We start from the raw sequence: 22,727 nt of genomic DNA on the forward strand, positions 1-22,727 counted from the left end.
TGAGAGAGCGCATTGAATGGCAAAGGCATCAGCAACGATCGACCTCGCGGTTTCGGCCGATCAGGTCTGGCAATTGATCGGCGGGTTCAACTCGCTGCCGGACTGGATTCCGTTTATTCCCCACAGTGAACTCAGCGAGGGCGGGCGAGTGCGCCGCCTGAAGACGGTGGACGGCGTGGTGGTGGTCGAACGTTTGCAAATGTTCGACCACGGGGCGAAAACCTACAGCTATTCGTTCGTGGAGGCGCCGTTTCCGGTGACCGGGTATCTGGCGACGATCAAGGTCGAGCCGTTGGGCGAGGGCGCGCGGGTGACCTGGTCGGGACGCTTCGAACCGGTTGGCGTGAGTGATGCTGAAGCCGAGGCCACGTTTGCTGCGGTGTATCAGGGTGGGATTGACGCGTTGCGTGCGCGTTTTCAGGCCTGAAGCATGGCACAACCCTGTAGGAGCGAGCATGCTCGCGATGGCGATTAGACAGGCAAAGAAAAGTCGTCTGATCCAACGCCATCGCGAGCATGCTCGCTCCTACAAGGTGATTGAATCAGGCCTGTGGAATCAGGCTTTCCCTACAATCGAGCACCAACCGTGCGCCGCCCAGTTCGCTGCTGCCCACCTCCAGGGTAAAACCGTGCAGGCTGACGATGGCGGCCACAATCGACAGGCCTAAACCGAAACCGCTCTTCTGGTTGCCGGCTTCGGCGCGATAGAAACGCTGGAACACCGCTTCGCGTTCCGACTCGGGAATGCCGGGGCCGGAGTCGAGCACTTCGATGCGGGTGTGCCCACCCTCATTGACCCCGCGCAGGATCACCGCACCGCCTGGAGGGGTGAACTTGATCGAGTTGCTCAACAGATTCGCGACGGCCTCGAACAACAAGGCCCGATCGCCGTTGAGCGGCGGCAAATAGGCCGGTACGTGCAACTGAAAAATCAGACCGTCGTCTTCGGCCAACGGCAAGTAGAACTCGTGCAACTCCTGCAGCAACGACACCGGGTCCAGTTGCACGAAGCCGGAACGTCGCTGCCGATCCTCCAGTTCGGAAATCCGCAGCAAGCCGCGAAAACGCGCCATCAGGGTATCCGCTTCGGCCAGCACCGAATCCAGTTGCGCGGCCTGGGGTGAACCTTCACCGGCCTGTTGCTGCATGCGGTAAAGCTGCGCGCGCAGGCGTGTCAGTGGCGTGCGCAAGTCATGGGCGATGTTGTCGCAGACTCCCTTGACCTCGTTCATCAAGCGTTCGATGCGCTCGAGCATGGCGTTGACGATGGTGGCGAGCATGTCCAGTTCGTCGCGCCGATTGGACAGCGGCAGGCGCCGGGTCAGGTCACCGGCAACGATGGCTTCGGCGCTGGCCTGGATACCGCGAATGCGCCGCAACGGGCGACGACGCAACAGGTGCCAGCCGACGATGCCGGGCACTATGGTCAGGGTTACCCCCCAGAACAGGGCATGCAGGATGATCCGGGTTACCGCGAATAGCGAGCCGTTGTCGCGTACCAGCACCAGCCAGCGACCGTCCAGGGTGCGGGTCGCCACCGCGTCACAGCTGTCGGCGGGCAGGGTCTGGTCGCTGTTGGCATCGTCAGACGCGTCGCAATCGCTGAGCATGTGGATTTTGCCGTCCAGCGGCAAGTCGGGCGGGAGAAAGCGCAGTGCGCCGCTGAGGTAGCGGTGCTGGGCGTCGAACAGGCCATAGGCGTCGATGCCGCGAATGTCGAAGGTCATGCTGACGGCGAGGGCGTCCACCAACTGCTCGCCGGAAAAGCGCGAGAACAGATGCTGGCGCTGCATCAGCGAGTGCTTGGCCAGGTTGTCCAGGTAGGCGGAGACCTCGTAGTACATGACGCCCATGAGAATCCCGCTCCAGATCACGAACAGCGAACTGTAGAGCGCCAGCAAGCGGCTGCTGGAAGAGCGCCAGCCTTTAGACGGGTTCAGCAATGACATAACCCGAGCCTCGCACGGTCCGAATCAATGGGACATTGCCAGGCGGGTCGATCTTTTTGCGCAGACGGCCGATGTGCACGTCGATCAGGTTGGTGCCCGGGTCGAAGTGATAACCCCAGACCTCTTCGAAAATCATCATCCGCGAAAGGATCTGCCCGGTGTTGCGCATGAGGAATTCCAGCAGCTTGTATTCGGTGGGCAGCAGCATCAGCAACTGACCATCGCGGCTGGCTTCGTGGCTGATCAGGTTCAACTCCAGATCGGCCACGCGCAAGGTCGTGGCCTGGGCAGTCACAGTGTTCTGCCGGCGCAGCAGGACTTCGACCCGGGCGGCCATTTCGTCGGTGGCAAAGGGTTTGGTCAGGTAGTCATCGCCACCGGCACGCAAGCCGCGCACGCGTTCATCGACATCGGACAGGGCGCTGATCATCAGGATGGGCGTCGACACGCCCATGGTCCGCAGGGTGGTGACAATCGCCAGGCCATCGAGCTCCGGCAGCATGCGATCGAGGGTGATCAGGTCGTAGTTGCCGCTGACGGCGCGCTCCAGGCCTTCGCGACCATTGTCGACCCAGTCCACCTCAAGGCCGTGGCTGCTCAGTTCGGCGACAATTTCCCGGGCGGTTACGGCGTCGTCTTCGATGGTCAAGATTCGGGTCATGGATTGGCCTGATTAAATGTTCACAACGTTCGGCGGCATTTTGCCAAGAAATGACCGCAGGCTTGCTAAATAAAACTTCATGGATATGCCTGAACTTTAGTTCAGTGCATAAAACCCGCTGAGGCTGACCGTTCGTTGCAGATTGCATGAGCGGCAGAAGTTCAAACTTTATAACCCATTGAAATTGATCAACTAATTTAAAAAGCGTAACTGGCACGCTGACTGCAATTACCAGGCTGAAGAGTTGTAACACCATCTTTCTGCCTGGAGCGACACAATAATGAATAGATCCTCTGATGGTTTCTATCCTGCCCTGGATGATTCAAGCACGCTCTCGGGGGTGTCCTGGGGGGCGATTTTCGCCGGGGCGGCTGCGGCGGCGGCACTGTCGCTGATTCTGGTCCTGCTCGGTTTCGGCTTGGGTTTTTCCGCGGTGTCACCCTGGGCCCATGAAGGCGTCAGTGCCAAGGGCCTGGGGATTTCCACCATTGTCTGGCTGGCGTTCACCCAGATTGCCGCGTCCGGGCTCGGTGGCTACATTGCCGGGCGCCTGCGGGTGAAGTGGGCGAACCTGCATGGCGATGAAGTCTACTTCCGCGATACCGCCCACGGCTTTCTGGCCTGGTGCGTGGCCACGTTGGTGACTGCCGTGCTGGTGGCCGGTTCGGTCAGCAGTGTGGTGGGCGGTGGCGTGCAGGCCGGGGCGAACATGGTCGGTGGCGCAGCCACTGCCGCGACCCAGGCCATGGGCACGGCGGCCAGCAATACCAGTGGCGACCAGTACGGTTACTACATCGACAGCCTGTTTCGCGATGATCGCCCGGCTGCGGTCAGTGATGACGCCGCCCGTGGCACCGTGACCCGCATCTTCGTGCAATCGCTGAGCAATGGCGGTCAATTGGCCGCCGAGGATCGCACCTATCTCGCGCAACTGGTTGCCCAACGGACCAACCTGACCCAGGCCGATGCCGAACGTCGCGTCGATGAGGTCTACGCCCGCACCCAGAAAGCCGTGGCCGACGCCAAACTGGCCGCCCAACAAGCCGCTGACACCGCCGCGAAAGTGGCTGCATGGACCACGCTGTGGATGTTCGTAGCGCTGCTGATCGGTGCGTTCTTCGCCAGTCTTGCCGCTACCTTCGGCGGTCGCCGTCGGGATGCCGTGGTGTATCTGGAAACCGACACCTATGTAGCTACCGCACCTGTTCGCTAACCCAGGAGAATCATCATGCGCTCATTACTGTTGTTCTTTCTCGGCGTGCCAATCCCGATCATCATCCTGATTGCACTGTTCATGCATTGATAAGGCGGCTGTTGCGCCACTGATCAAGCCGTTGCAAAAAAACGCCGCCCGGAGCACTTGTTTCGGGCGGCGTTTTTGATGACTGGGTTATTCAATCGGTGTGCTGACAAACACCTCAAGCCCTTCGGCATACGCGGTGAACTCCGCGATCCGTGGATACTGACCGGCATCCACCTGGTCCGGCACCACCAAGCGAGTAAAGCTCCACGCCACCGCCAGCGTGATGCCGTCCTGATCAATCGAGCCATCGGTGCGCAGTGGTTGTTTTTCCAGTTCTCCTTCCAGTGCCGCATACGCCGCCGACAGTTGCCCTTCGACACGCTCCACCCACGGTGCGTATTGAATGTCTGCCGGCCGCAGGTTGCGCTCGTAATAAAGCTGTACGGATTTTTCGCTGGCCGCCAGGGCCAGGCCAATCAGGCGCAAGGCGCGCAGGCGCTGCCGAGGTTCACTCGGCATCAGGCTTTTCGCCGGGCCGGCCAAGGTTTCCAGGTAGTCGATGATCAAAGTCGAGTCCATCAACACCTCGCCGTCATCGAGCACCAGGGTCGGCGCCTTGACCACCGGGTTGATGTCCTGGAAATGCGCGAAGTGGCGGAACACCGATACCGATTCGTGTTCCAGGGCAATGCCCAGGCGTTTGGCGGAAATGGCGGCGCGTCGTACGTAGGGTGAATCCAGCATGCCGATCAGCTTCATGGTCCTTTCCTTTATATGGCCACGTCGGGAGGGACTACCTTAGCCGAGGTTTTGCGGGGTGCAAATGCAGCCGTTTGTCTTCTATATACCTCCGCTGAATTGAATTTCTTGCTATAAACGCACTCCGATTAGCGCCGCAAAGCCTCCCATAGGGCATTTTCAGGGCTTTGTCGGGCAAATTCGCTGTCTTTTCAGTTGCTGAGGCCTCAAGTCGGCCTTAGACTGCCGCCCCTCGTAAATTGAGTGCCGGGTGGCGCTTGGAACCCGTGGTGCCTTTCCGATGACCCGAGCGGTCGGCGCGGAACGCTCCCTTATTCGCCTTAATGCACGTTTTTTTATAGAGATATCAATGACAAAGGACAAGTTGCTGGCCATGCCGGCGGATGACTACATGAATGCCGAGCAACACGCTTTTTTCTCTGAGCTGTTGCAGAACATGAAAGTCGAAACCCATGAGCGCATCGAGCAGAACCGCATCGCCATCGAAAGCCTGGACACCCCGGCTGACCCGGCTGACGCGGCTTCGGTCGAAGAAGAGCGCACCTGGCTGGTAAACGCGATCGATCGCGACCAGCGCATGCTGCCTCAGTTGGAGCAAGCCCTTGAGCGCATCAAGGAAGACAGCTTCGGTTGGTGCGACGACAGCGGCGAGCCGATTGGCCTCAAGCGCCTGCTGATCAGCCCGACCACCAAGTACTGCATCGAAGCTCAAGAACGCCACGAGCAAATCGACAAGCACCAGCGTCAGGCCTGATTCCGAAGGGCAGCCGGCTTGATGCCGGCTGGCCTTGAAAAGATCGCAGCCTCTGACAGACCCCGCAACCGGGCTGTCGCAGGCTGCGATCTTTGCTTTTCGACGTCTGTATAAAACCCCTCGGCTTCTATTGATCTGCTTCAACAACCTCGACTAATGGACCATGGATAATGGCCAGGTAGTGGCGTTTAATGCGCAGACAACAATTAGAAGCTTTACGGGGTGACGATGATGACGAAAGACGGATCTCTGGTTGCAGCTGTTCCTGCACCAGTGCTTTTGCCGAAAAACCGCTGGCTGACCCCGACGCTGCAAAGCATCGCCCTGATGCTGTTACTGGCGGGCATGGCGCTGATGGAGGGGCCGCTGTACATTGGCTTGCCCGTGGCCATGCTGATTGTCTGGCTGCCTCGCCTGCGTTCGCGCGCCGCCCCTGAGGTTGCTTCCCCGCAAAGCGCCGATGGGATCGCTGAGCTGACCCGTGATCTTTCCCATACCACCAGTCACAACGCCCTGTCGGCGGCAGGCGTGGCCTTTTCCGTTCGCCAATTGGCAGACAAGCTGCAATCTCAGCTCGCCGCGGCCGCGCAGATCGTCAGCAATGCCGAAGTCATGATCGCCACCGAACAGGCGACGTCCGCGCTCAGTCAGCAAGCCCTTGGCGCTGCCAGCGAGGCCCACCAGAGCAGCGCCGCCGGGCGCACGGAGCTGCGCGAATCGATTACCCGCATGCATCAACTCAGTGAGCGCGCCACGCTCAGCCGGGAAATGATCGAAGCCTTGAGTCAGCGCAGTGATGACATCCAGCGCGTGACCCTGGTGATCCAGTCCATTGCCAGCCAGACCAACCTGCTGGCGCTCAATGCGGCCATCGAGGCGGCACGGGCAGGCGAGCACGGGCGCGGTTTTGCGGTGGTGGCCGATGAGGTCCGTGGGCTCGCCGCGCGCACCGCGACCGCCACGGGAGAGGTCGGAGAAATGGTCGCCGACATTCAGCAACGCACGGCTCAGGTGGTCGAGCAGATTCGCCAGTTGTCCAGCGATCTGGACATCGGCGTCGGGCAGGTCGAGCACACCGGGCAACACCTGGACAACATCGCCCGGCTGGCAGCCAGTGTCGAAGCGCAGGTCGGGGGAATTGCCAGGGGCGCAGACACCAATCGCGAACAACTCGACAGCCTGTTTCACGCCATCGAGCAGATGCGTGGCGACCTGGCCATCAGTGACCAGCAAACCCGACGCCTGGCCGAGGCGGCCGTACAAATGGAAGGCCAGGCCGAAACCATCAGCGAGCGCCTGGCCGAGGTCGGGCTGGACGATTATCACCAACGCATTTATGACCTGGCCCGTGAGGGTGCCGGGCAGATTGCCGCACAGTTCGAAGCGGATATCGCGGCCGGACGTATCAGCGGCGAAGACTTGTTCGACCGGCATTACCAGGCGATTGCCAATACCAGCCCGGAGAAGTTCCAGACCCGCTTCGATCGCTATACCGATCAGGTCCTGCCGGCGATCCAGGAGCCGCTGCTGCCGCGTCATGAGGGCCTCGTATTTGCCATCGCCTGCACCCAGCAGGGTTACGTGCCGACCCACAACAAGCTGTTCAGTCAGCCGTTGACCGGCGATGTACAGGTTGATGCCTTGCACAATCGCAGCAAGCGCAAGTTCGCTGATCGCACCGGAATTCGCTGCGGCAGTCATCAGAAAGCGGTATTGCTGCAAACCTATACCCGTGACACCGGTGAGTTGATGCACGATCTCTCGGTGCCGATCATGGTCAACGGCCGACACTGGGGCGGTTTGCGCATGGGTTACAAACCGGAAAACCCTCGGTGAAGAGGGCTTGAAGGGCGGTGATTGTTACTGATTGTGCAACGGATCTGTGCAGCGTGTGGCTGTTTCCTGACCGGGAAATTAATTAACATATCTACTAGTTAGGTTGCTAATGAATTTCCAGAGGTCAGCATGCAAAGCAAGGTTGATGTCGCGGTCATGATTGGTAGCGGTGTACCCGCCAGTTTGCGCGCGCTGGGTCGACGCGTCTGTTGGGTCGTGTTGCTCAATGGCGAACCGAAAGGGACTGCGTTTTCCAGTCGGGATGAGGCGGAGGAGTGCAAGGCTGCCTGGCTGGCGCAGTTGAACGCCGAAAAGCCCGACAGCCTGCATTGAAGCGAGGTCAGTGAGTCTGGTGCAGGCGCAGGTTGAGTTCGTCGACCACCCGCGCCCAGTCCGCGTCTTCACGCAGTTGCTCTTTGAGGAAGGCGGCCTGTTGCGGCGTCCAGAAATCGGCGTCGATCAGCTTGATGTTTTCCGGTAGCGGGGAATGGCTGGCAATGAAATCGTCGATCGCTTTCTGGCCGGAGTCCAGCCCGAGTTGGTCGAACAGGCCTTTGAGGTCGTGTGTCGGTGATTCCATGTTCTGCTCCTCGCAAGTGTTCAGTCATGTCGTAAGCCGAAGTACGGCTCCCTTGTTTCGAGGGCGACGTACCGGCGGAGTTCGATCTGGATGTACAAACGCAAGAAGTGAGCATAGACCCACCTGGTGACGCTCAGGATTTCAATGCCCCGGCATCGACGGCCGCCTTCAGTTCACGGGCCTGCTCCTGAGCGGCAATGGCTGCCACATCCGAAGTTTTGAACCAGCGATCTTTTTCGACCTGGTGGTAGGTCACGGTTTTCAAGGGTGGTTTGGCGCGCAACACAATGACGGCCTGGAATTCGCCGTCGACTTCTCTGGCTTCGCCCCGGATAAAAAACTCGCCGATATCAAATTCGGTCACGTAACAGCCTTCCCTTGAATATATATTGTTGTTAACGCATGCCGCTGTTCAGGCATGCGTTTGATTGGACGGGCAGTATGGCAGTAGTTGCCCGTCCCAGGCTGAGTTAAGTCGGCTGATAGACGAAACGTCACCCTCGTGACCGATTCAATGGCTTCAAAAGCGTGTTTCGAGAAAGCGTGCGAGTGCGCAGGCTTCGTTGTGGTCAGCTCGGAAACCTCTTACACGTCCTGAGGAAGTTTCCTTGATGTGGAAGAAGGCATTGCCAGCCAAAACCACGTGAAACCTTGGCCTGGGTGCCTGTTCGAACGCTTGTTCAGGGTAGCGAAACGATGCAGGTGGCAGCGCGAGGATAACGCCAGTGTGCGGGGCAATGCTTTGGGTGAAGTGTGTGTGCGTGTACATATGAAGTCCTTTTCATTGTTTTGCCGACGTATGCACGCCGTTATGGGTAGTCTCCAGGAGCATCGCTGCTCTAGAATCACCCTTACCGGTGGGGAGTGATGTTTATCTAAAGCAATTTTTCGCTGGCGATATGTAGGAAATGCGCTTTTCTCGCGCAGTTTTTTCCCTATTGTTGATAGTCCATTATTATCTGGCCGTAGGAAGGGAGTTTTCCTTCAACCTTTGGCGAATGCCCGGCAGGACAACGCGAGTGACACTTCGGTAGTCTGCTCAAGCGTGGTGATCAAGGCGTGCACGGCGCCTCCAGGATCTCGACCGGGCTCTTTGGCGACACATTCGGCATTGCCGCTTTTTTTGCTGTGCGCTTTTTCCGCGTACCGCACCATTTTCAGATGTGGGGATGTTTCCTTGGCAGTCAGTAATCTCGATATGCATGCGTTGTTTGTGCTGGGTGATTTGCGCGCGAAACTGGTCAAGCTGTTTCAATCACGTTTTGTCTACATCACCGAGCAGAACGCAGAAGGCATTTACGTCGCTGAAATCGATACCGAATCGGCCCTGGTGGTAGACGATAAACCCGGACTCAAGCTCAAGGTCGGCGATCATTTCAGCGCCTCGGTCTTGCCCAGTCGTGAAGGCGGCAAGCTGGACATCAGGTTTCGCGACATCAAGCTGACGGTCTACGGCCTGGGCGATTACGCCTTTGTCACTACCGCCGACGGCAATGCCATTGTGTTCAAGGAAGGTCACAACGTCGTGACGGTGTTCAGCGCCCACCAGCAATTGCAGGAAGGCCTGACCAAGACCCTGAAAGCCGTGACCGCCAAGGCCGCCAAGTGGCGCAAGGGTGAACTGGTGACCTTCAAGGCCAGCGAGTAATGAGCCTGACCCGCGCCGAATTCCGCGAACAGAACCTGGCCAGCGCTCACCTCGAGGCGCAGCGGCTGTTCGCACAAAAAGCGCAGTTGCAAGGCGCCTGGCTGAGCTGGGTGGCGTCACAAATCTACCTTTTGCGGCCGGCGGAATACGCCAGCATGGTCAGGCGAGAGCTGACGCGTCTGCAGGAACTTTCCGAAAACTGATCCACATCCCTCGAAAGCAGGAACCTCTACTACAGTCAGATGACTGAGTATTCAGAGGCTTCGCGGTCTTCTGCCAGGCCATCCTGCCAATGCTGTGAACAGCACGAGGTGCATGAAGCATGAACGGAATTCGACAGTTGCTGGCCGCTACGCTGGCCACCTTCAGTGTAATGGCAACCCCCATTCCAGTGTCTGCCGCGCAGGCGTCGATTCACTTTGCCGACTTGAACTGGGAGAGTGGCAGCCTGATTACCGACGTCCTGCGCATCATCGTCGAGAAGGGCTACGGGCTGCCGACCGACACCTTGCCGGGCACCACCATTACCCTGGAAACCGCGCTCGCCAACAATGACATCCAGGTCATTGGCGAAGAGTGGGCAGGGCGCAGCCCGGTGTGGGTCAAGGCAGAGGCCGAAGGCAAGGTGGTCAGTCTCGGCGACACCGTCAAGGGTGCAACCGAAGGCTGGTGGGTGCCTGAATATGTGATCAAGGGCGATCCGGCGAAGAACATCAAGCCGATGGCGCCGGACTTGCGCAGCGTCAGCGACCTGCCGCGCTACAAGGATGTGTTCAAGGACCCGGAAGCACCGGGCAAGGGGCGCTTCCTCAACAGCCCGATCGGCTGGACCTCGGAGGTGGTCAACAAGCAGAAGCTCAAGGCTTACGGGCTGGACGACAGCTACGTGAACTTCCGCAGTGGCTCGGGCGCAGCCCTCGATGCGGAGATCACGTCGTCCATTCATCGCGGCAAGCCGGTGCTGTTCTATTACTGGTCGCCGACCCCTTTGCTCGGTCGCTTCAAGCTGGTTCAACTGGAAGAACCACCGTTCGACGCCGAAGCGTGGAAGACCCTGACCGACGCTGACAACCCCAATCCGCAACCGACTCGCTCGCTGGCCTCGAAGTTGTCCATCGGCGTGTCCACGCCTTTCCAGAAACAGTACCCGCAGATCGCCGAGTTCTTCAGCAAGGTCGATTTTCCGATTGAGCCACTGAACAAGGCGTTGGCCGAAATGAGCGAAAAACACACGCCGCCACGGCAGGCTGCCGAGACGTTCATGAAGGCGCATCCGGACGTCTGGCAGGCGTGGGTGCCGAAAGAGGTCGCGGACAAGGTATCGGCGGCGTTGTGAATGGCAGGCGTTCCGACGGATGAATTTTTGTCCGGACGCAGAGTGCAAAAATGCCGACTAGGATGTTCAGTTCACATCCCTTCAAAGGATCTCTGAACCATGACCTTGTTGTTGGCTCGATGGCTGGTGACGATCTTCGCGGTGATCAGCCTGGTGCATGTGTATTGGGCGTTGGGTGGAACATGGGCGGCGGTAGCGGTGGTCCCGCAGGTGCCGCAGGAAGGTAGTGCGGCGTTGCGGCCGGCCTTCAAACCCCAGGGCTGGATCACCCTGGTGGTGGCTGCGGCGCTGCTGCTGATTGCCGTGCTGGTGTGCTTGCGCGTCGGCTGGTGGTTGCCCCAGGTGCATCACTGGTCGTTGCAGTGGTTGATCAGCGCGATTGCGTTGCTGCTGTTTGCCCGGGCCATCGGCGATTCGGAGCTGGTGGGTTTTTTCAAGGAAGTGAAGGGCTCGGAGTTTGCCCGGCTGGACACCTGGGTTTACTCACCGTTATGCGTGGTGCTGGGGGCGGGGTTGCTGGCGGTGGCGTGGGCCTGAGTGCTTCGGCGCTGCGACTGGCCCCATCGCGAGCAAGCTCGCTCCCACACTGGTTCTGGGGTGTTCACCCATCCCCTGTGGGAGCGAGCTTGCTCGCGATGGGGCGGATCCATCAATGCATCCTTCGGATCAGCTCCCGCTCTCGTTACGCCGACTGCTCACCTCCGCCGGCACATCCTCTCCAGCCATGCGCTTGCGAAACAGCGCCGCCCGCGCCAGCAACAGCGTGGTCACCGGCACGGTAATCGCCAACAGAATCGGAATCAGCCAGGCATGCAGCACCGGCCCCGACTTGAGCGCGGAAAAATAAATGATCGACGCCAATGCAACGCACCATGCGCCGAGGGTCGAGGCCAGTGCCGGTGGGTGCATGCGCTGGAAGTAGTCTTTCATGCGCAACAAACCCGTGGCGCCAATCAGTGCGAACACGCCGCTGAGCACCAGCAGGATCGCCACCGGAATTTCCACCCACAAAGACAGTTCGGGGTTCATTCGATCACCTCGCCGCGCAAGAGGAATTTCGCCAGGGCGAACGAGCCGACGAAGCCGAACAATGCAATCAGCAGCGCGGCCTCGAAGTAGGTGTCACTGGCATAACGAATGCCCAGGGCAAGCATCATCAGCATCGCCACGATGTACAGGTAGTCCAGCGCCAGGACCCGGTCCTGGGCCGACGGGCCCTTGAACAGGCGGATCAGCGTGAGGATCATCGCCAGGGAAAAGAGGAACAGGCTCAACACGATCGCGTTCGACAGCAAGGCGCTCATTCGAAGATCTCCATCAACGGGCGTTCATAGGTCGTCTTGAAATGCTCGATGAACAACGCGTCGTCATCCAGATCGAAAACGTGCAGCAGCAGAACGCTGCGGTCCAGCGCCAGCTCCGACCAGACCGTGCCGGGAACCACCGTGGTGATCATGGCCAGCGCGGCCAGGCCGTTGGCATCGCGCAGGTCCAGCGGCACCTTGATGAACCGCGAGCGGGGCGGGCGACGGCCTGCGCTCAATACGTTCCAGGCCACCGCGAGGTTGGACAGCAATACGTCGCGACCGACCACCAGCACCAGGCGCAGGATCACCCCCGGCCGACCAATGCGCACGGGCAGCGGCCGCAGCCTGCGCATCATCAACGGCGCGCAGAAACCCAGCGCGGCTCCCAGCAGCAAATTGCCCGGGCTCACCGACAGGTTCAGCAACAACCACAGCAAACACAAGGCCAGCGACAGCAGCGGCGCCGGAAACAGTCGCTTCATGGCTGCACCTCCAGCATCGCGGTCTTGCTCGTCGGGTTAGGTACGACGCGGGTGCCGAGCACGGCATCCACGTATTGCCCGGGGTTGCTCAAGGTGTCAGCCGCGGCCTGGGTGTAACGCAGCAGCGGTTCGGCCTTGAAGGTGAGGAAAATGCTCAAGCCGAGCAGGGCGAAGATCGGTACGCATTCCAGGCGTCGCAACACCGGCGAAGGGCGTTCCGCCGGCGTCCAGAAGCGCTGGATGCCCATGCGCGAAAACGCGATCAGCGACGCCAGCCCCGAGACGATCAGCAACACCGTCAGCCCCCACGCCACGCCGGAAATCGGCTCGACGCTGTTGCCCAGGCCCAGGGGATTGAGCAGTGCGCTGATCAGGCTGAGCTTGCCGATAAACCCGGACAGCGGTGGCATGCCGATGATCAGCAGCGCGCAGGCGATGAAGCTCAGGCCGAGGAAGGCCATGGTCCATGGAATCACCTGACCGACCAGCGCTTTCTGGTCATCGTCGAGGTTGATGCCTTTGGGCGGGTGCAGGGATTCGAGCGGGCGGGGCAGCAGCTCGGTTTCATCTTCCAGGGGGATTTCATTGGCCGAGCGCGAACGTTCGATCAGTTCCGCGAGCAGGAACAGCGCACTCAATGCCAGGGTCGAGCTGACCAGATAAAACAGCGCCGCACCGATCAGGTTCGGCTGGGCAAAACCGATGGTCGACAGCAGGATCCCCGCCGACACCAGAATGCTCAGGCTGGCCATGCGCTCCAGGCGCTGGGCGGCGAGAATGGCCACCCCGGCGCAGGCGATGGTCGCCATGCCGCCGTAGATCAGCCATTGGCTGCCAAAGAATGCCGATGCACCTGCCTGGGCGGAGAACAGCAGCGTCCACAGGCGCAACAAGGTGTAGATGCCGACCTTGGTCATGATCGCGAACATCGCCGCCACCGGTGCGCTCGCGGCGCTGTAGGCCGGGACCAGCCAGAAGTTCAACGGCCACATGCCGGCCTTGGCCAGGAAGGCAATGGCGAGGATGCCCGCACCGGCGTGCAGCAGTCCACGATCTGCCTCGGACACCAACGGGATCTTCACCGCCAGGTCGGCCATGTTCAGGGTGCCGGTGACACCGTAGATCAACGCGGCACCGATCAGGAACAGTGACGAGGCCAGCAGGTTGATCGAGATGTAATGCAGCCCTGACGACACCCGTGCCCGGCCGGAACCGTGCAGCATCAACCCGTATGAAGCGGCGAGCAGCACTTCGAAGAACACGAACAGGTTGAACAGGTCAGCCGTCAGAAAGGCACCGTAGAGGCCCATCAACTGGATCTGGAACAGCGCGTGGAAGCTCGAGCCGGCGCCGTCCCAGCGCGCCATGGCGAACAGCAGGGCGCTGACGCCGATCACACCGGTCAGCACCAGCATCAGCGCCGACAGGCGGTCGACCACCAGCACCAGGCCAAATGGCACTTGCCAGTTGCTGGGCAGGTAGACGCCGATGGAGCCTGGCACACCGGTAGTTTGTGTCCATTGCAACAGCGCCACGGCAATGCCCAGCCCCACGAGGGTGGAAAGCAGGTTGATCCTGGCTTTCAGCGGGCGGTGTTTTTCCCCCAGCATCAGCATGATCGCGGCGGTCAGCAGCGGCAGCAGGATCGGCGCCGCGATCAGGTGAGTCATCGACATCATTCCTTGGGCTCCCTGCCGTCCACATGGTCAGTGCCGGTCAGGCCCCGTGAGGCCAGCAGCACCACCAGGAACAGCGCGGTCATGGCGAAGCTGATGACGATGGCGGTCAGCACCAGTGCCTGGGGCAGCGGGTCGGTGTAATGCAGCAGGTCCTGGGGCACGCCGTCCTTGATGATCGGCTCCTTGCCGATGAACAGGCTGCCCATGCTGAAGATGAACAGGTTGACGCCATAGGACAGCAGGCACAGGCCCATGACCACCTGGAAGGTCCGTGGACGCAGGATCAGCCAGACCCCGGAGGCGGCCAGGACGCCGATGGCGATTGCGATGACTTCTTCCATCAGACGGCTCCCCTGGCAGCAACGGATTTCGGTTGGGCCGCGGTCTTGTGGCCACGAACCGATTGGTGGGCGAGGGCGGTGAGGATCAACAGCGTCGAGCCGACCACCACGGCGTAGACGCCGATGTCGAAGAACAGCGCGCTGGCCAGGTGAATGTCGCCCAGCAACGGCACGCTGAAATGCCAGGTGTGGGTGGTCAGGAACGGATAGCCGACGGCCATCGCCCCGAGCCCGGTGACGGTGGCGAACAGCAAGCCGGTGCCCATCCAGCGCAACGGCCGCAGGCTCATCTGTGCCTCGACCCACTGGGTGCCGGCCACCATGTATTGCAGGATGAACGCCACCGACATCACCAGCCCGGCAACGAAACCGCCGCCCGGCTGATTGTGCCCGCGCATGAACAGGTAGAACGACACCACCAGCGCAATCGGCAGCAGCAGGCGCACCAGCACCGCCGGCACCATCATGAAGCCGAGCGCGGTGTCGCTGGCGTGACGCGGGTTGACCAGGTCGGTGACCACGTCGGGCGCCAGCAAGCGTTGTTGCGCCGGCAATTGCAGGCTTTCTTTCGGTGGACGGAAACGCCGCAGCAGGGCGAACACGGTCAACGCCACGGCCACCAGCACGGTGATTTCACCCAGGGTGTCGAAACCACGGAAGTCCACCAGCATCACGTTGACCACGTTGCTGCCGCCGCCTTCCGGCAACGCGCGGCTGAGGTAGAACGAGGAAATATCGTTGGGCGTCTGGCGCGTGAGCATGGCGTAGGCCAGCAGCGCCATGCCGACACCCACCGCCGTCGCCAGCAGCAGGTCGCGGATACGCCGCACCCGCGCCCGGCGCAGGCTGCTCGGCAGTGGCGAGACCTCTTCGATCCGTCGCGGCAACCAACGCAAGCCCAACAGGATCAGCACCGTGGTCACCACTTCCACGGCCAGTTGCGTCAGGGCCAGGTCCGGGGCCGAGAACCAGACGAAGGTCACGCAGGTCATCAGCCCGCAGACGCTGACCATGGTCAGGGCCGCGAGTCGGTGATACTTGGCTTGATAGGCCGCGCCAATCGCACAGATGATCGCCAGCAACCACAGGGTGACGAACACGATCGAACCCGGGATCTTCGGCCGGTCGCCCCAGTGCAGGTGGCTGTGCAACATCGGGATCAGGCCGGCGAGGACCGCGGCGAGCACCATCAGGAACAACTGCGCCTGCAGGCGCTTGGTGCCCAGGCGACGCTCCAGTCGCCGCGCCAGCTGCATCATCACCACCAGCGCGCTTTCGAACAGGCGCTGACCGTCGAGGCGGCCAATCAGCGGCGGGAAACTGAAGCGTCCGCGCTTGAGTTGATTACGCAGCAGCAGATACAGCACCGTGCCGCAGCCCATGGCGATCAGACTCATGATCATCGGCGCGTTCAAACCGTGCCAGATCGCCAGGCTGTATTCAGGCAGGGGCCCGCCGACCACGGGTTGCGCGGCCATGGCCAGCAACGGGCCGATGACCTGGGCGGGGAAAATCCCCACCAGCAGGCAGGTGAACACCAGCAGTTCCACCGGTGCACGCATCCAGCGCGGCGGCTCGTGGGGCGTGTGCGGCAGGTCGGTGGCCGGTGGACCGAAGAACACGTCCACGGTGAAGCGCAGGGAATAAGCCACGCTGAAAGTGCCAGCAATGGTCGCCACGATCGGCAGGCTCAGTTCGACCCAGCGCGTGGCGTTGATGAACACGGTTTCGGCGAAGAACATCTCTTTGGACAGGAAACCGTTGAGCAGCGGTACACCGGCCATGGAGGCGCTGGCAACCATGGCCAGGGTGGCGGTGAACGGGATCAGTTTGATCAGGCCGCTGAGCTTGCGGATGTCACGGGTGCCGCTTTCGTGGTCGATGATACCGGCGGCCATGAACAGCGAGGCCTTGAACGTGGCGTGGTTGAGAATGTGGAACACCGCGGCCACGGCGGCCAGCGGGCTGTTCAAGCCGAGCAGCAGGGTGATCAGGCCCAGGTGGCTGATGGTCGAGTAGGCCAGCAATCCCTTGAGGTCGTTCTGGAACATCGCGCAATAGGCGCCCAGCAACAGAGTGCAAGCCCCGGCGCCGCTGACGATGTAGAACCATTCCTCGCTGCCCGACAGCGATGGCCAGAGCCTTGCAAGCAGGAACACCCCGGCCTTGACCATGGTTGCCGAGTGCAGGTAAGCCGAGACAGGGGTTGGCGCCGCCATGGCGCGGGGCAGCCAGAAATGAAAGGGGAATTGCGCACTTTTACTCAGGGCGCCGATCAGGATCAGGGGTAACAGGATGGGGTAGAGGGCATGTGCGCGAATCAGCTCGCCGGCGGCCAGGACCTTGTCCAGGTCATAGCTGCCGACCACATGGCCGAGCAGCATGACCCCCGCCAGCAGGCATAAACCGCCGGCGCCCGTGACCATCAGCGCCATATAGGCGCCACGACGGGCGTCGCTGCGGTGATGCCAATAGCCGATCAGCAGGAACGAGAACAGGCTGGTCAGTTCCCAGAAGAACACGATCTGGATCAGGTTGCCCGAGATCACCAGGCCAAGCATGGCGCCCATGAACGCCAGGAAAAACGCGAAGAAGCGCGGTACCGGGTCGTCCGGCGACATGTAGTAGCGGGCGTACAGCGACACCAGGGTGCCGATGCCCAGTACCAACATGGAGAACAGCCAGGCGAAGCCGTCCATGCGCAGGACGAAGTTCAGTCCCAGGCTGGGCAACCAGACATATTCTTCACGGAGGATGCCGCCGTGGGCGATCTGCGGGTACAGGAAAGCCACCTGAAGCGTGCCGATCAAAGCGACCAGACCTGCCAGCAAGGCTGCGGTATTACGTGCGTTGTGCGACAACACGGCCGCCAAACAGCTGCCCATGAAAGGCAGAAGCAGTAGAACTATCAGGGACATAGGCTTCTAATCTGCGGAAGTTTGTGAAGCATCATACGTGCCAGCTCCCGGATCGCCAAACGCCAAGCTGTCGCAGAATCCTACACGGTAGTCCGAAAATCCCTGATTCACATTGTTTCGAGGAGAAGCGTTGCCTGGGGCAGGTGCATTGCGATCACCTTGTGGGAGCAAGCGCTCCCACAAGGTGATGGGGTGCGAGTTACTCCTGCGGTTCCTGCTCCAGCGCTTCCTGCGTGGCAGCCGCTTTGGCCTTGCCCTTCAACTCACTGACAATCACCGCCGCCACGATCAACCCGGCACCAACCAGCGCAATGCCCGGCAAGCGTTCCCCGGCGATACGCCCGACGATGCCGGCCCACACCGGTTCGCCGGCGTAAATCAGGGTCGCGCGGGTCGGTGATACGCTTTTCTGTGCCCAGTTCATCGCCACCTGAATCGCCGCACTGGCCGCCCCCAGGCCCAGCGCGGTGCTCAGCAGCAGCCAGGAAAACTCGGGGATCGCTTCGTGGGTTGGCACTATCATCAGGAACGACAGTGCCGAGGTCACCGCCAGTTGCACCGCCGTCACCCGGCGCACGTCGACTTGACCGGCGTAGCTGCTGATCAGAATGATCTCGGCGGCAATCGCCACGGCGCTGATCAGCGTGGCGATTTCGCCCGGGCTGAAGTTGAAAGAGGCGCCCGAAGGCCCGGACAACAACATCAACCCGGTAAAGGCCATCATGATGCCGATGCTCGGCATCAGCCCCGGGCGACGCCCCAGCACCAACCATTGCAACAAGGGTACGAAGGGCACGTAGAGCGCGGTGATGAACGCCGACTGGCTGCTGGGAATGCTTTGCAAACCGACCGTCTGCAAACCGTAGCCAAGCAGGATCGCCACACCAATAAAGGTACCGGCCTTGAGTTCAAGCAGGGTCAACTCGCGCAGGTGGCGCCAGGAGAACAGCGCGACGATGCACGCTGCCGCGGCAAAACGCAGGCCGACGAAGAACATCGGGCCGCTGACGGTCATCGCATGCTGCACCACCAGAAAGGTGCCGCCCCAGACCATGGTGATCAGTATCAGTACACACTCGGCCTTGCTGAGGGAGGTGAAGCGGGAGGAAGCCTGGGGAGAGTTCAGCGACGTCATGACCTTGCACGCTACATAAGAGGGACGCACAATGCGCCGAATGTTGCGCAGTATACTGCCCAACCCCACCAAGTGAGCAATATAGTGCACAAAGATTCCACGCAGCGCGCCTCCGTCCTCCAGCACGTCAGCCAGAACGTTCGGCGACTGCGCCACGCCGCCGACATGAGCCAGACCACATTGGCGGAAAAGTCCGGCGTCAGCCGGCGCATGCTGGTGGCCATCGAGGCGGGGGAGAAGAACGTCAGCCTGACCACCCTCGACCGCGTTGCCGAAGCCCTTGAAGTCGGTTTCAGCGACCTGATCCAGGCCCCCGACGCCCGCGACCCCAGCCGCATCAACGAACTGGCCTGGACCGGTACGATTCCCGGCAGTAGGGCGGTGTTGCTCTCCAAAGCTGCTGCCAGCCGCGAAGTCGAACAGTGGGAGTGGTGCCTGCAACCGGGGGAGATCTACCCCTCGGAACCGGATGCCGATGGCTGGAGTGAGCAGATCTATGTCTTCGAAGGCTGCCTGACCGTGATGCTCGGCGAGCATGCGCAGAATATCGCGGCGGGCGAGTTCTTCATGTTCGCCAGCAACCAGCCGCACTGCTATCGCAACGACGGCGCGGTGGCGGCCCGTTTTGTGCGTAATGTGGTGATCTGACCCGAACTTTAATAAGGAAGGAGCCTGACCTTGACCCATGACGCGGACATCCTGATCGTCGGCGGTGGCCTCAGTGGCGCGATGTTGGCGGCGCAACTGCTGCGTCTGCCGGGCAAGCGCAAAGTGCTGGTGATCGAGCCCCGCGCAGAGCTTGGTCGAGGCGAAGCCTACAGTGCAGTGGAGCTGGGCCACACGCTCAACGGCAACGCGGCACGGATGAGCGTCGACCCGGACAATGCCGACGATCTCACCCAATGGCTGACCGAATACATCGCCGCCGGCGGCTGGCCGCAGTCCCATCAGCAGGCTGTACCGATCAGCGAGCTGTTTCCGCCCCGGGGCATTTTCGGTCTGTACGCCCGCCAGCGTCTGGCAGAAGCGCAAGCGAAGGGCGCCTTGAACGGCTCGACGGTCGAGCACATACAAGCTGAAGCCGTCGATTTGCAAAGCGATGCCGACGCCGTGCACCTGACCTTGAGCGACGGCCAGCAATTGCAGGGGGCCTTTGCGGTGCTGGCCACCGGCATGTTTCCCGCCGCGCGTACCCCACAGACCCAATCCAGCGGCTTGAATGCCGCCGCACTCGATCCCTGGGATGTGGCCGCCATGCGCCAGCTCGATCCGCAATCGACGGTGCTGATCATCGGTTCGGGCCTGACCATGGTCGATGCCGTGGTGTCCCTCGAACAGGCCGGGCACCGCGGGCCGATCGAAGTGTTTTCCCGGCATGGCCTGCTACCCCATGTGCGCCGCCAGCCACCGGCCTGGGTCGACTTTCTTGCCGACGACCTGAGCATCCGCACACCCCGTCAGCTCATGCGCGAACTGCGCCGCCACTGTCGCCAGGCCATGGCCGAGGGCATCGACTGGCAAGCGCCACTGGACACGATGCGTGCGCACATCGGCCGTTTGTGGCATCAGGCCACGGACGTGCAGCGCCGCCAGTTCGTGCGGCATGTGCGACCCTGGTGGGAAAGCCATCACCATCGCTCGCCACCCTTGAGCGCCGAGTTGGTGGCGCGCCTGCATGGGGAAGGGCGGCTGCGCATTCACGCGGCGTCCTTCAAGGGCCTGGTGCCTGGTAGCGGAAACGGCGTGAGTATTTGCCTGCGCCGTCGCGGTGAGGCGCAGACTTGCGTGGTCAGCGGTGCAGCGTTGATCAACTCCAGCGGCATCGAATACGACTGGCGCCGGGTCGCCCGGCCACTGCCACAGCAACTGCTGGCCCGTGGACTGGTGCAGCCGGGGCCGTTGGCCTTGGGCATTGCGGCGCAGGTCGATGGCGCGGTGCTCGGGGCTGATGGACAGGCGTCCAGCCGCGTGTTCGCCATGGGGCCACCGCTGCGCGGCATGTGGTGGGAAAGTACCGCCGTGACCGACGTGGCGAGCCAGGCCAAGGCGCTGGCTGCGCGCCTGGTGCAATAAAAAAACCGCAGCCCCTCACCCGGGCTGCGGTTGTTCATGCCGCGCGATTATTGCTGCAACACTGTTGCCTGGTTGGCCGTACCGTACTGTTGCACGGTGGCGGTCTGGGTCATGCCGCTCTGGTCGACGCTGGCAATGTTGCCGGTGCCGCCCTGGGTCACATAAGCCACGTTCATGGTGTCAGCCTGCTTGACGGTGATCATGTTGTCGCTGCCATACAGCTGCGCGGTGTACGCCTGGTTGCCGCTGCCGGACTGGTCGAACTCGGTGCTGTTGCCCGAACCCACCGAACTGCCCATTGCCAGGTTGGTTTCGCCACGCTGATCGGCGATGAGCACGTTGTCGCTGCCGTTCTGGTCGAAGTACAGCTCGTTGTACGAGTCGGCCTGGTTGATGGTGGTGGTGTTGCCGGTCCCGGTCTGGTTGGTGGTCACGACATGGCCGGCGCCATTCTGGGTGAAGTTGGCGACGTTGTTGGTGCCGTTCTGGTTGATGGTCGCCCGTTGGTTGCTGCCGAACTGGCCGCCGGACTGCGGGCCTTTCCAGTTGCTGGCATAGACCTTGTTGCCATTACCCACAGAGGTGGCGTTGAGCACATGGCTGTCGCCGCTCTGATAGGTGTAGTGCACGTTGCCGGTGCCTTGCTGGTACAGCGCCAGGGTCGAGCCGATGGACTCGAACTGGTCGGCATAGATGGCGTTGAGGTCGCCGACTTGCAGCACCTGCGCCGTGTTGTTTTCGCCGAAGCTCTGGTCGACCACGGTTTCGTTGGTGTTGCCGTACTGGTTGATGGTGGCCTGGCTGGCGAGCTGGGTGTCTTGCCAGACTTCGGTGCCGTTGGCGTCACCGTACTGGTTGATGGTCACGTTACCGCCCTGGCCGTTGCGCTGGTCGCCATAGGCATAGTTGTCGTTGCCGGCCTGGTTGATATTGATCTGCCCGCCGTTCTGGAACACCTGTTCGGCGGTGCCGTAGTTGGTGTTGCCGTACTGGATGATGGTCGCGTTGTTACCGACGCCCAGTTGCATCTGTTCGATGTTGGCTTCGTTGTTGTCGCCGAACTGGAAGGTCTGGGCAGTGGTGCCGTCCTGACTGTCCTGATAGACGAACGAGAAGTTGCCGTTGCCTTGTTGCTGCTGCAACGCCTGACTGCTGCCCACGCCGATCGACTGGCTGGCATGGGCGGTGTTGAGGCTGCCGCTCTGTTGCTGATTGATGGTGCTGCCGTTTTCGTACAGCTGTTCGGCGTAGCCGGCGTTGTAGTTGCCGAGCTGGTTCTGGTTGATGGTGCTGGAGGCGTTGTCCTGCACCGAGGCCGCATCGTTGCCTTCACCGAGCTGTTGCTGGGTGGAGGTGCTGATCGGCGCCAGGTTCTGTTTCACGTCGGCGATGTTGCTGGTACCGACCTGGGTCTGGTTGGACACGCTGTCGTCGGCCATTGCCTGGACACTGACGATGACCAGGATGGCGGCGGTGAGGGGCGTCAGTTTGAACATGATGGAACCTCCAAGGGGTGCAGGGCTTTAGCGATATTGTTTGACCGATACGCTCATGCCGTTTCCGGACTGGCTCACGGCGCTTTGCAGCCCCGTGCCGGCCTGGTCGATGCTGGCGCTGTTGTTGTTGCCGTTCTGGGAGATCTGTGCACGGTTGTGGCTGCCGGTTTGAGTGATCGAGGCATCGTTGCCGGAACCTTGCTGGGTGATCATTGCCATCAGGTCGCTGCCTTGTTGCAGGATGTAGGCTTCCTGATTGCTGCCTGACTGGACGATGTTGCCGAGCAGCGACTGACCGTTCTGTTGCACCAGCGCGATGTTGGCCTGGCCGTTCTGGTCGATCAGTGCGTGCTGACCCACGGGCGGTGGCAATTCACCCAGATCGCCGCCGGGACCGAGGTCGCCGTTGTCCATCAGGTCATCGGCCCGCACGCCGGCAGCGCTGCACAGCAGGAGCAGGCAGAGCAGGGCGGCGGTCGATGTTTTCATGACAGGGTCCTTGAGTTGGGGGGCTGGCCCCACCGACCGAA

At 61.3% G+C, this 22,727-nt stretch carries 26 protein-coding genes; 11 read left to right on the forward strand and 15 right to left on the reverse strand.

Features of this window, described 5'->3' with window-relative positions:
• The first annotated feature begins 16 nt into the window (after positions 1-16).
• A complete protein-coding gene (locus EIY72_RS08145; protein WP_093218587.1) occupies positions 17-427 on the forward strand; it encodes an SRPBCC family protein in 411 nt (136 codons plus the stop codon).
• Positions 428-542: 115 nt separating this feature from the next.
• On the opposite strand, the gene EIY72_RS08150 is transcribed toward EIY72_RS08145, so the two are convergent.
• Both EIY72_RS08150 and EIY72_RS08155 read right to left on the reverse strand, forming a co-directional pair.
• Entirely contained in the window at positions 543-1,949 is a 1,407-nt protein-coding gene (locus EIY72_RS08150) for a sensor histidine kinase (protein ID WP_093218588.1), read from the reverse strand.
• Positions 1,927-2,610, reverse strand: a complete 684-nt coding sequence (locus EIY72_RS08155; protein ID WP_093218589.1) for a response regulator transcription factor — start codon at positions 2,608-2,610, stop codon at positions 1,927-1,929. Before EIY72_RS08155 ends, EIY72_RS08150 begins: the two co-directional genes overlap by 23 nt.
• A gap of 280 nt (positions 2,611-2,890) precedes the next feature.
• On the opposite strand from EIY72_RS08155, the gene EIY72_RS08160 reads away from it, so the two are divergent.
• The gene (locus EIY72_RS08160) at positions 2,891-3,823 is read left to right on the forward strand and encodes a hypothetical protein (protein WP_093218592.1); all 933 of its coding nucleotides are present in this window, start codon (positions 2,891-2,893) and stop codon (positions 3,821-3,823) included.
• Positions 3,824-4,000: 177 nt separating this feature from the next.
• On the opposite strand, the gene EIY72_RS08165 is transcribed toward EIY72_RS08160, so the two are convergent.
• A complete protein-coding gene (locus tag EIY72_RS08165) occupies positions 4,001-4,612 on the reverse strand; it encodes a glutathione S-transferase (RefSeq protein ID WP_093218593.1) in 612 nt (203 codons plus the stop codon).
• Between the two features lie 349 nt (positions 4,613-4,961).
• Between EIY72_RS08165 and EIY72_RS08170 the strand changes: the two genes are divergently transcribed.
• The 3 genes from EIY72_RS08170 to EIY72_RS08180 all read left to right on the forward strand — a co-directional run bounded on the left by EIY72_RS08170 (position 4,962) and on the right by EIY72_RS08180 (position 7,535).
• A complete protein-coding gene (locus tag EIY72_RS08170) occupies positions 4,962-5,366 on the forward strand; it encodes a TraR/DksA family transcriptional regulator (RefSeq protein WP_007935965.1) in 405 nt (134 codons plus the stop codon).
• Positions 5,367-5,978: 612 nt separating this feature from the next.
• Positions 5,979-7,202, forward strand: coding sequence for a methyl-accepting chemotaxis protein (locus tag EIY72_RS08175; RefSeq protein ID WP_371315394.1), 1,224 nt, complete (start codon positions 5,979-5,981; stop codon positions 7,200-7,202).
• 129 nt (positions 7,203-7,331) lie between these two features.
• A complete protein-coding gene (locus EIY72_RS08180) occupies positions 7,332-7,535 on the forward strand; it encodes a hypothetical protein (RefSeq protein ID WP_093218594.1) in 204 nt (67 codons plus the stop codon).
• Positions 7,536-7,542: 7 nt separating this feature from the next.
• Here the strand turns inward: EIY72_RS08180 and EIY72_RS08185 are convergent, their stop codons facing one another.
• From EIY72_RS08185 to EIY72_RS30090, 3 genes are all read right to left on the reverse strand, one after another.
• Positions 7,543-7,782, reverse strand: a complete 240-nt coding sequence (locus tag EIY72_RS08185) for a DUF2789 domain-containing protein (protein WP_093218595.1) — start codon at positions 7,780-7,782, stop codon at positions 7,543-7,545.
• A 133-nt stretch (positions 7,783-7,915) separates the two neighbouring features.
• The gene (locus EIY72_RS08190) at positions 7,916-8,146 is read right to left on the reverse strand and encodes a hypothetical protein (RefSeq protein ID WP_093218596.1); all 231 of its coding nucleotides are present in this window, start codon (positions 8,144-8,146) and stop codon (positions 7,916-7,918) included.
• 156 nt (positions 8,147-8,302) lie between these two features.
• The gene (locus tag EIY72_RS30090; protein WP_093218597.1) at positions 8,303-8,551 is read right to left on the reverse strand and encodes a hypothetical protein; all 249 of its coding nucleotides are present in this window, start codon (positions 8,549-8,551) and stop codon (positions 8,303-8,305) included.
• Between the two features lie 408 nt (positions 8,552-8,959).
• On the opposite strand from EIY72_RS30090, the gene EIY72_RS08200 reads away from it, so the two are divergent.
• The 4 genes from EIY72_RS08200 to EIY72_RS08215 all read left to right on the forward strand — a co-directional run bounded on the left by EIY72_RS08200 (position 8,960) and on the right by EIY72_RS08215 (position 11,303).
• A complete protein-coding gene (locus tag EIY72_RS08200; protein ID WP_093218608.1) occupies positions 8,960-9,430 on the forward strand; it encodes a hypothetical protein in 471 nt (156 codons plus the stop codon).
• The gene (locus tag EIY72_RS08205) at positions 9,430-9,633 is read left to right on the forward strand and encodes a hypothetical protein (protein WP_093218610.1); all 204 of its coding nucleotides are present in this window, start codon (positions 9,430-9,432) and stop codon (positions 9,631-9,633) included. The genes EIY72_RS08200 and EIY72_RS08205 overlap by 1 nt, the downstream gene beginning before the upstream one ends.
• 119 nt (positions 9,634-9,752) lie before the next feature.
• A complete protein-coding gene (locus EIY72_RS08210) occupies positions 9,753-10,766 on the forward strand; it encodes an ABC transporter substrate-binding protein (RefSeq protein WP_093218615.1) in 1,014 nt (337 codons plus the stop codon).
• Between the two features lie 99 nt (positions 10,767-10,865).
• A complete protein-coding gene (locus EIY72_RS08215) occupies positions 10,866-11,303 on the forward strand; it encodes a DUF3995 domain-containing protein (protein WP_093218618.1) in 438 nt (145 codons plus the stop codon).
• A gap of 129 nt (positions 11,304-11,432) precedes the next feature.
• Here EIY72_RS08215 and EIY72_RS08220 read toward each other — a convergent pair whose 3' ends face one another.
• From EIY72_RS08220 to EIY72_RS08250, 7 genes are all read right to left on the reverse strand, one after another.
• Positions 11,433-11,795: a Na+/H+ antiporter subunit G gene (locus EIY72_RS08220; protein WP_093218624.1), complete on the reverse strand. Its 363-nt coding sequence runs from the start codon at positions 11,793-11,795 to the stop codon at positions 11,433-11,435.
• Positions 11,792-12,070, reverse strand: coding sequence for a K+/H+ antiporter subunit F (locus EIY72_RS08225; RefSeq protein WP_093218625.1), 279 nt, complete (start codon positions 12,068-12,070; stop codon positions 11,792-11,794). Before EIY72_RS08225 ends, EIY72_RS08220 begins: the two co-directional genes overlap by 4 nt.
• Positions 12,067-12,555 (reverse strand): Na+/H+ antiporter subunit E, encoded by a 489-nt coding sequence (locus tag EIY72_RS08230; protein WP_093218627.1) that lies wholly within the window; start codon positions 12,553-12,555, stop codon positions 12,067-12,069. Before EIY72_RS08230 ends, EIY72_RS08225 begins: the two co-directional genes overlap by 4 nt.
• Positions 12,552-14,234 (reverse strand): monovalent cation/H+ antiporter subunit D, encoded by a 1,683-nt coding sequence (locus tag EIY72_RS08235; protein ID WP_093218628.1) that lies wholly within the window; start codon positions 14,232-14,234, stop codon positions 12,552-12,554. Before EIY72_RS08235 ends, EIY72_RS08230 begins: the two co-directional genes overlap by 4 nt.
• The gene (locus tag EIY72_RS08240; protein WP_007986256.1) at positions 14,231-14,575 is read right to left on the reverse strand and encodes a Na+/H+ antiporter subunit C; all 345 of its coding nucleotides are present in this window, start codon (positions 14,573-14,575) and stop codon (positions 14,231-14,233) included. The genes EIY72_RS08235 and EIY72_RS08240 overlap by 4 nt, the downstream gene beginning before the upstream one ends.
• Positions 14,575-17,493 carry a monovalent cation/H+ antiporter subunit A gene (locus EIY72_RS08245; RefSeq protein WP_093218629.1) on the reverse strand — a complete coding sequence of 973 codons (2,919 nt, stop codon included), beginning with the start codon at positions 17,491-17,493 and terminating at the stop codon, positions 14,575-14,577. The genes EIY72_RS08240 and EIY72_RS08245 overlap by 1 nt, the downstream gene beginning before the upstream one ends.
• Before the next feature lie 199 nt (positions 17,494-17,692).
• On the reverse strand, positions 17,693-18,718 hold the full coding sequence (locus tag EIY72_RS08250; RefSeq protein ID WP_093218631.1) for a DMT family transporter: 1,026 nt from the start codon (positions 18,716-18,718) through the stop codon (positions 17,693-17,695).
• On the opposite strand from EIY72_RS08250, the gene EIY72_RS08255 reads away from it, so the two are divergent.
• Positions 18,713-19,276, forward strand: a complete 564-nt coding sequence (locus EIY72_RS08255; RefSeq protein ID WP_093218633.1) for a helix-turn-helix domain-containing protein — start codon at positions 18,713-18,715, stop codon at positions 19,274-19,276. The two genes, EIY72_RS08250 and EIY72_RS08255, sit on opposite strands and share 6 nt — an antisense overlap.
• A 24-nt stretch (positions 19,277-19,300) precedes the next feature.
• Positions 19,301-20,701, forward strand: coding sequence for an FAD/NAD(P)-binding protein (locus EIY72_RS08260; RefSeq protein ID WP_269457314.1), 1,401 nt, complete (start codon positions 19,301-19,303; stop codon positions 20,699-20,701).
• Between the two features lie 47 nt (positions 20,702-20,748).
• On the opposite strand, the gene EIY72_RS08265 is transcribed toward EIY72_RS08260, so the two are convergent.
• Together EIY72_RS08265 and EIY72_RS08270 are read right to left on the reverse strand one after the other, a co-directional pair.
• Positions 20,749-22,197, reverse strand: coding sequence for a curlin (locus EIY72_RS08265; RefSeq protein WP_093218635.1), 1,449 nt, complete (start codon positions 22,195-22,197; stop codon positions 20,749-20,751).
• A 27-nt stretch (positions 22,198-22,224) separates the two neighbouring features.
• Positions 22,225-22,686 carry a curlin gene (locus EIY72_RS08270; RefSeq protein ID WP_093218638.1) on the reverse strand — a complete coding sequence of 154 codons (462 nt, stop codon included), beginning with the start codon at positions 22,684-22,686 and terminating at the stop codon, positions 22,225-22,227.
• Positions 22,687-22,727 lie beyond the last annotated feature (41 nt).

The sequence above is a fragment of the Pseudomonas vancouverensis genome, from assembly GCF_004348895.1.
Lineage (GTDB): Bacteria > Pseudomonadota > Gammaproteobacteria > Pseudomonadales > Pseudomonadaceae > Aquipseudomonas > Aquipseudomonas vancouverensis.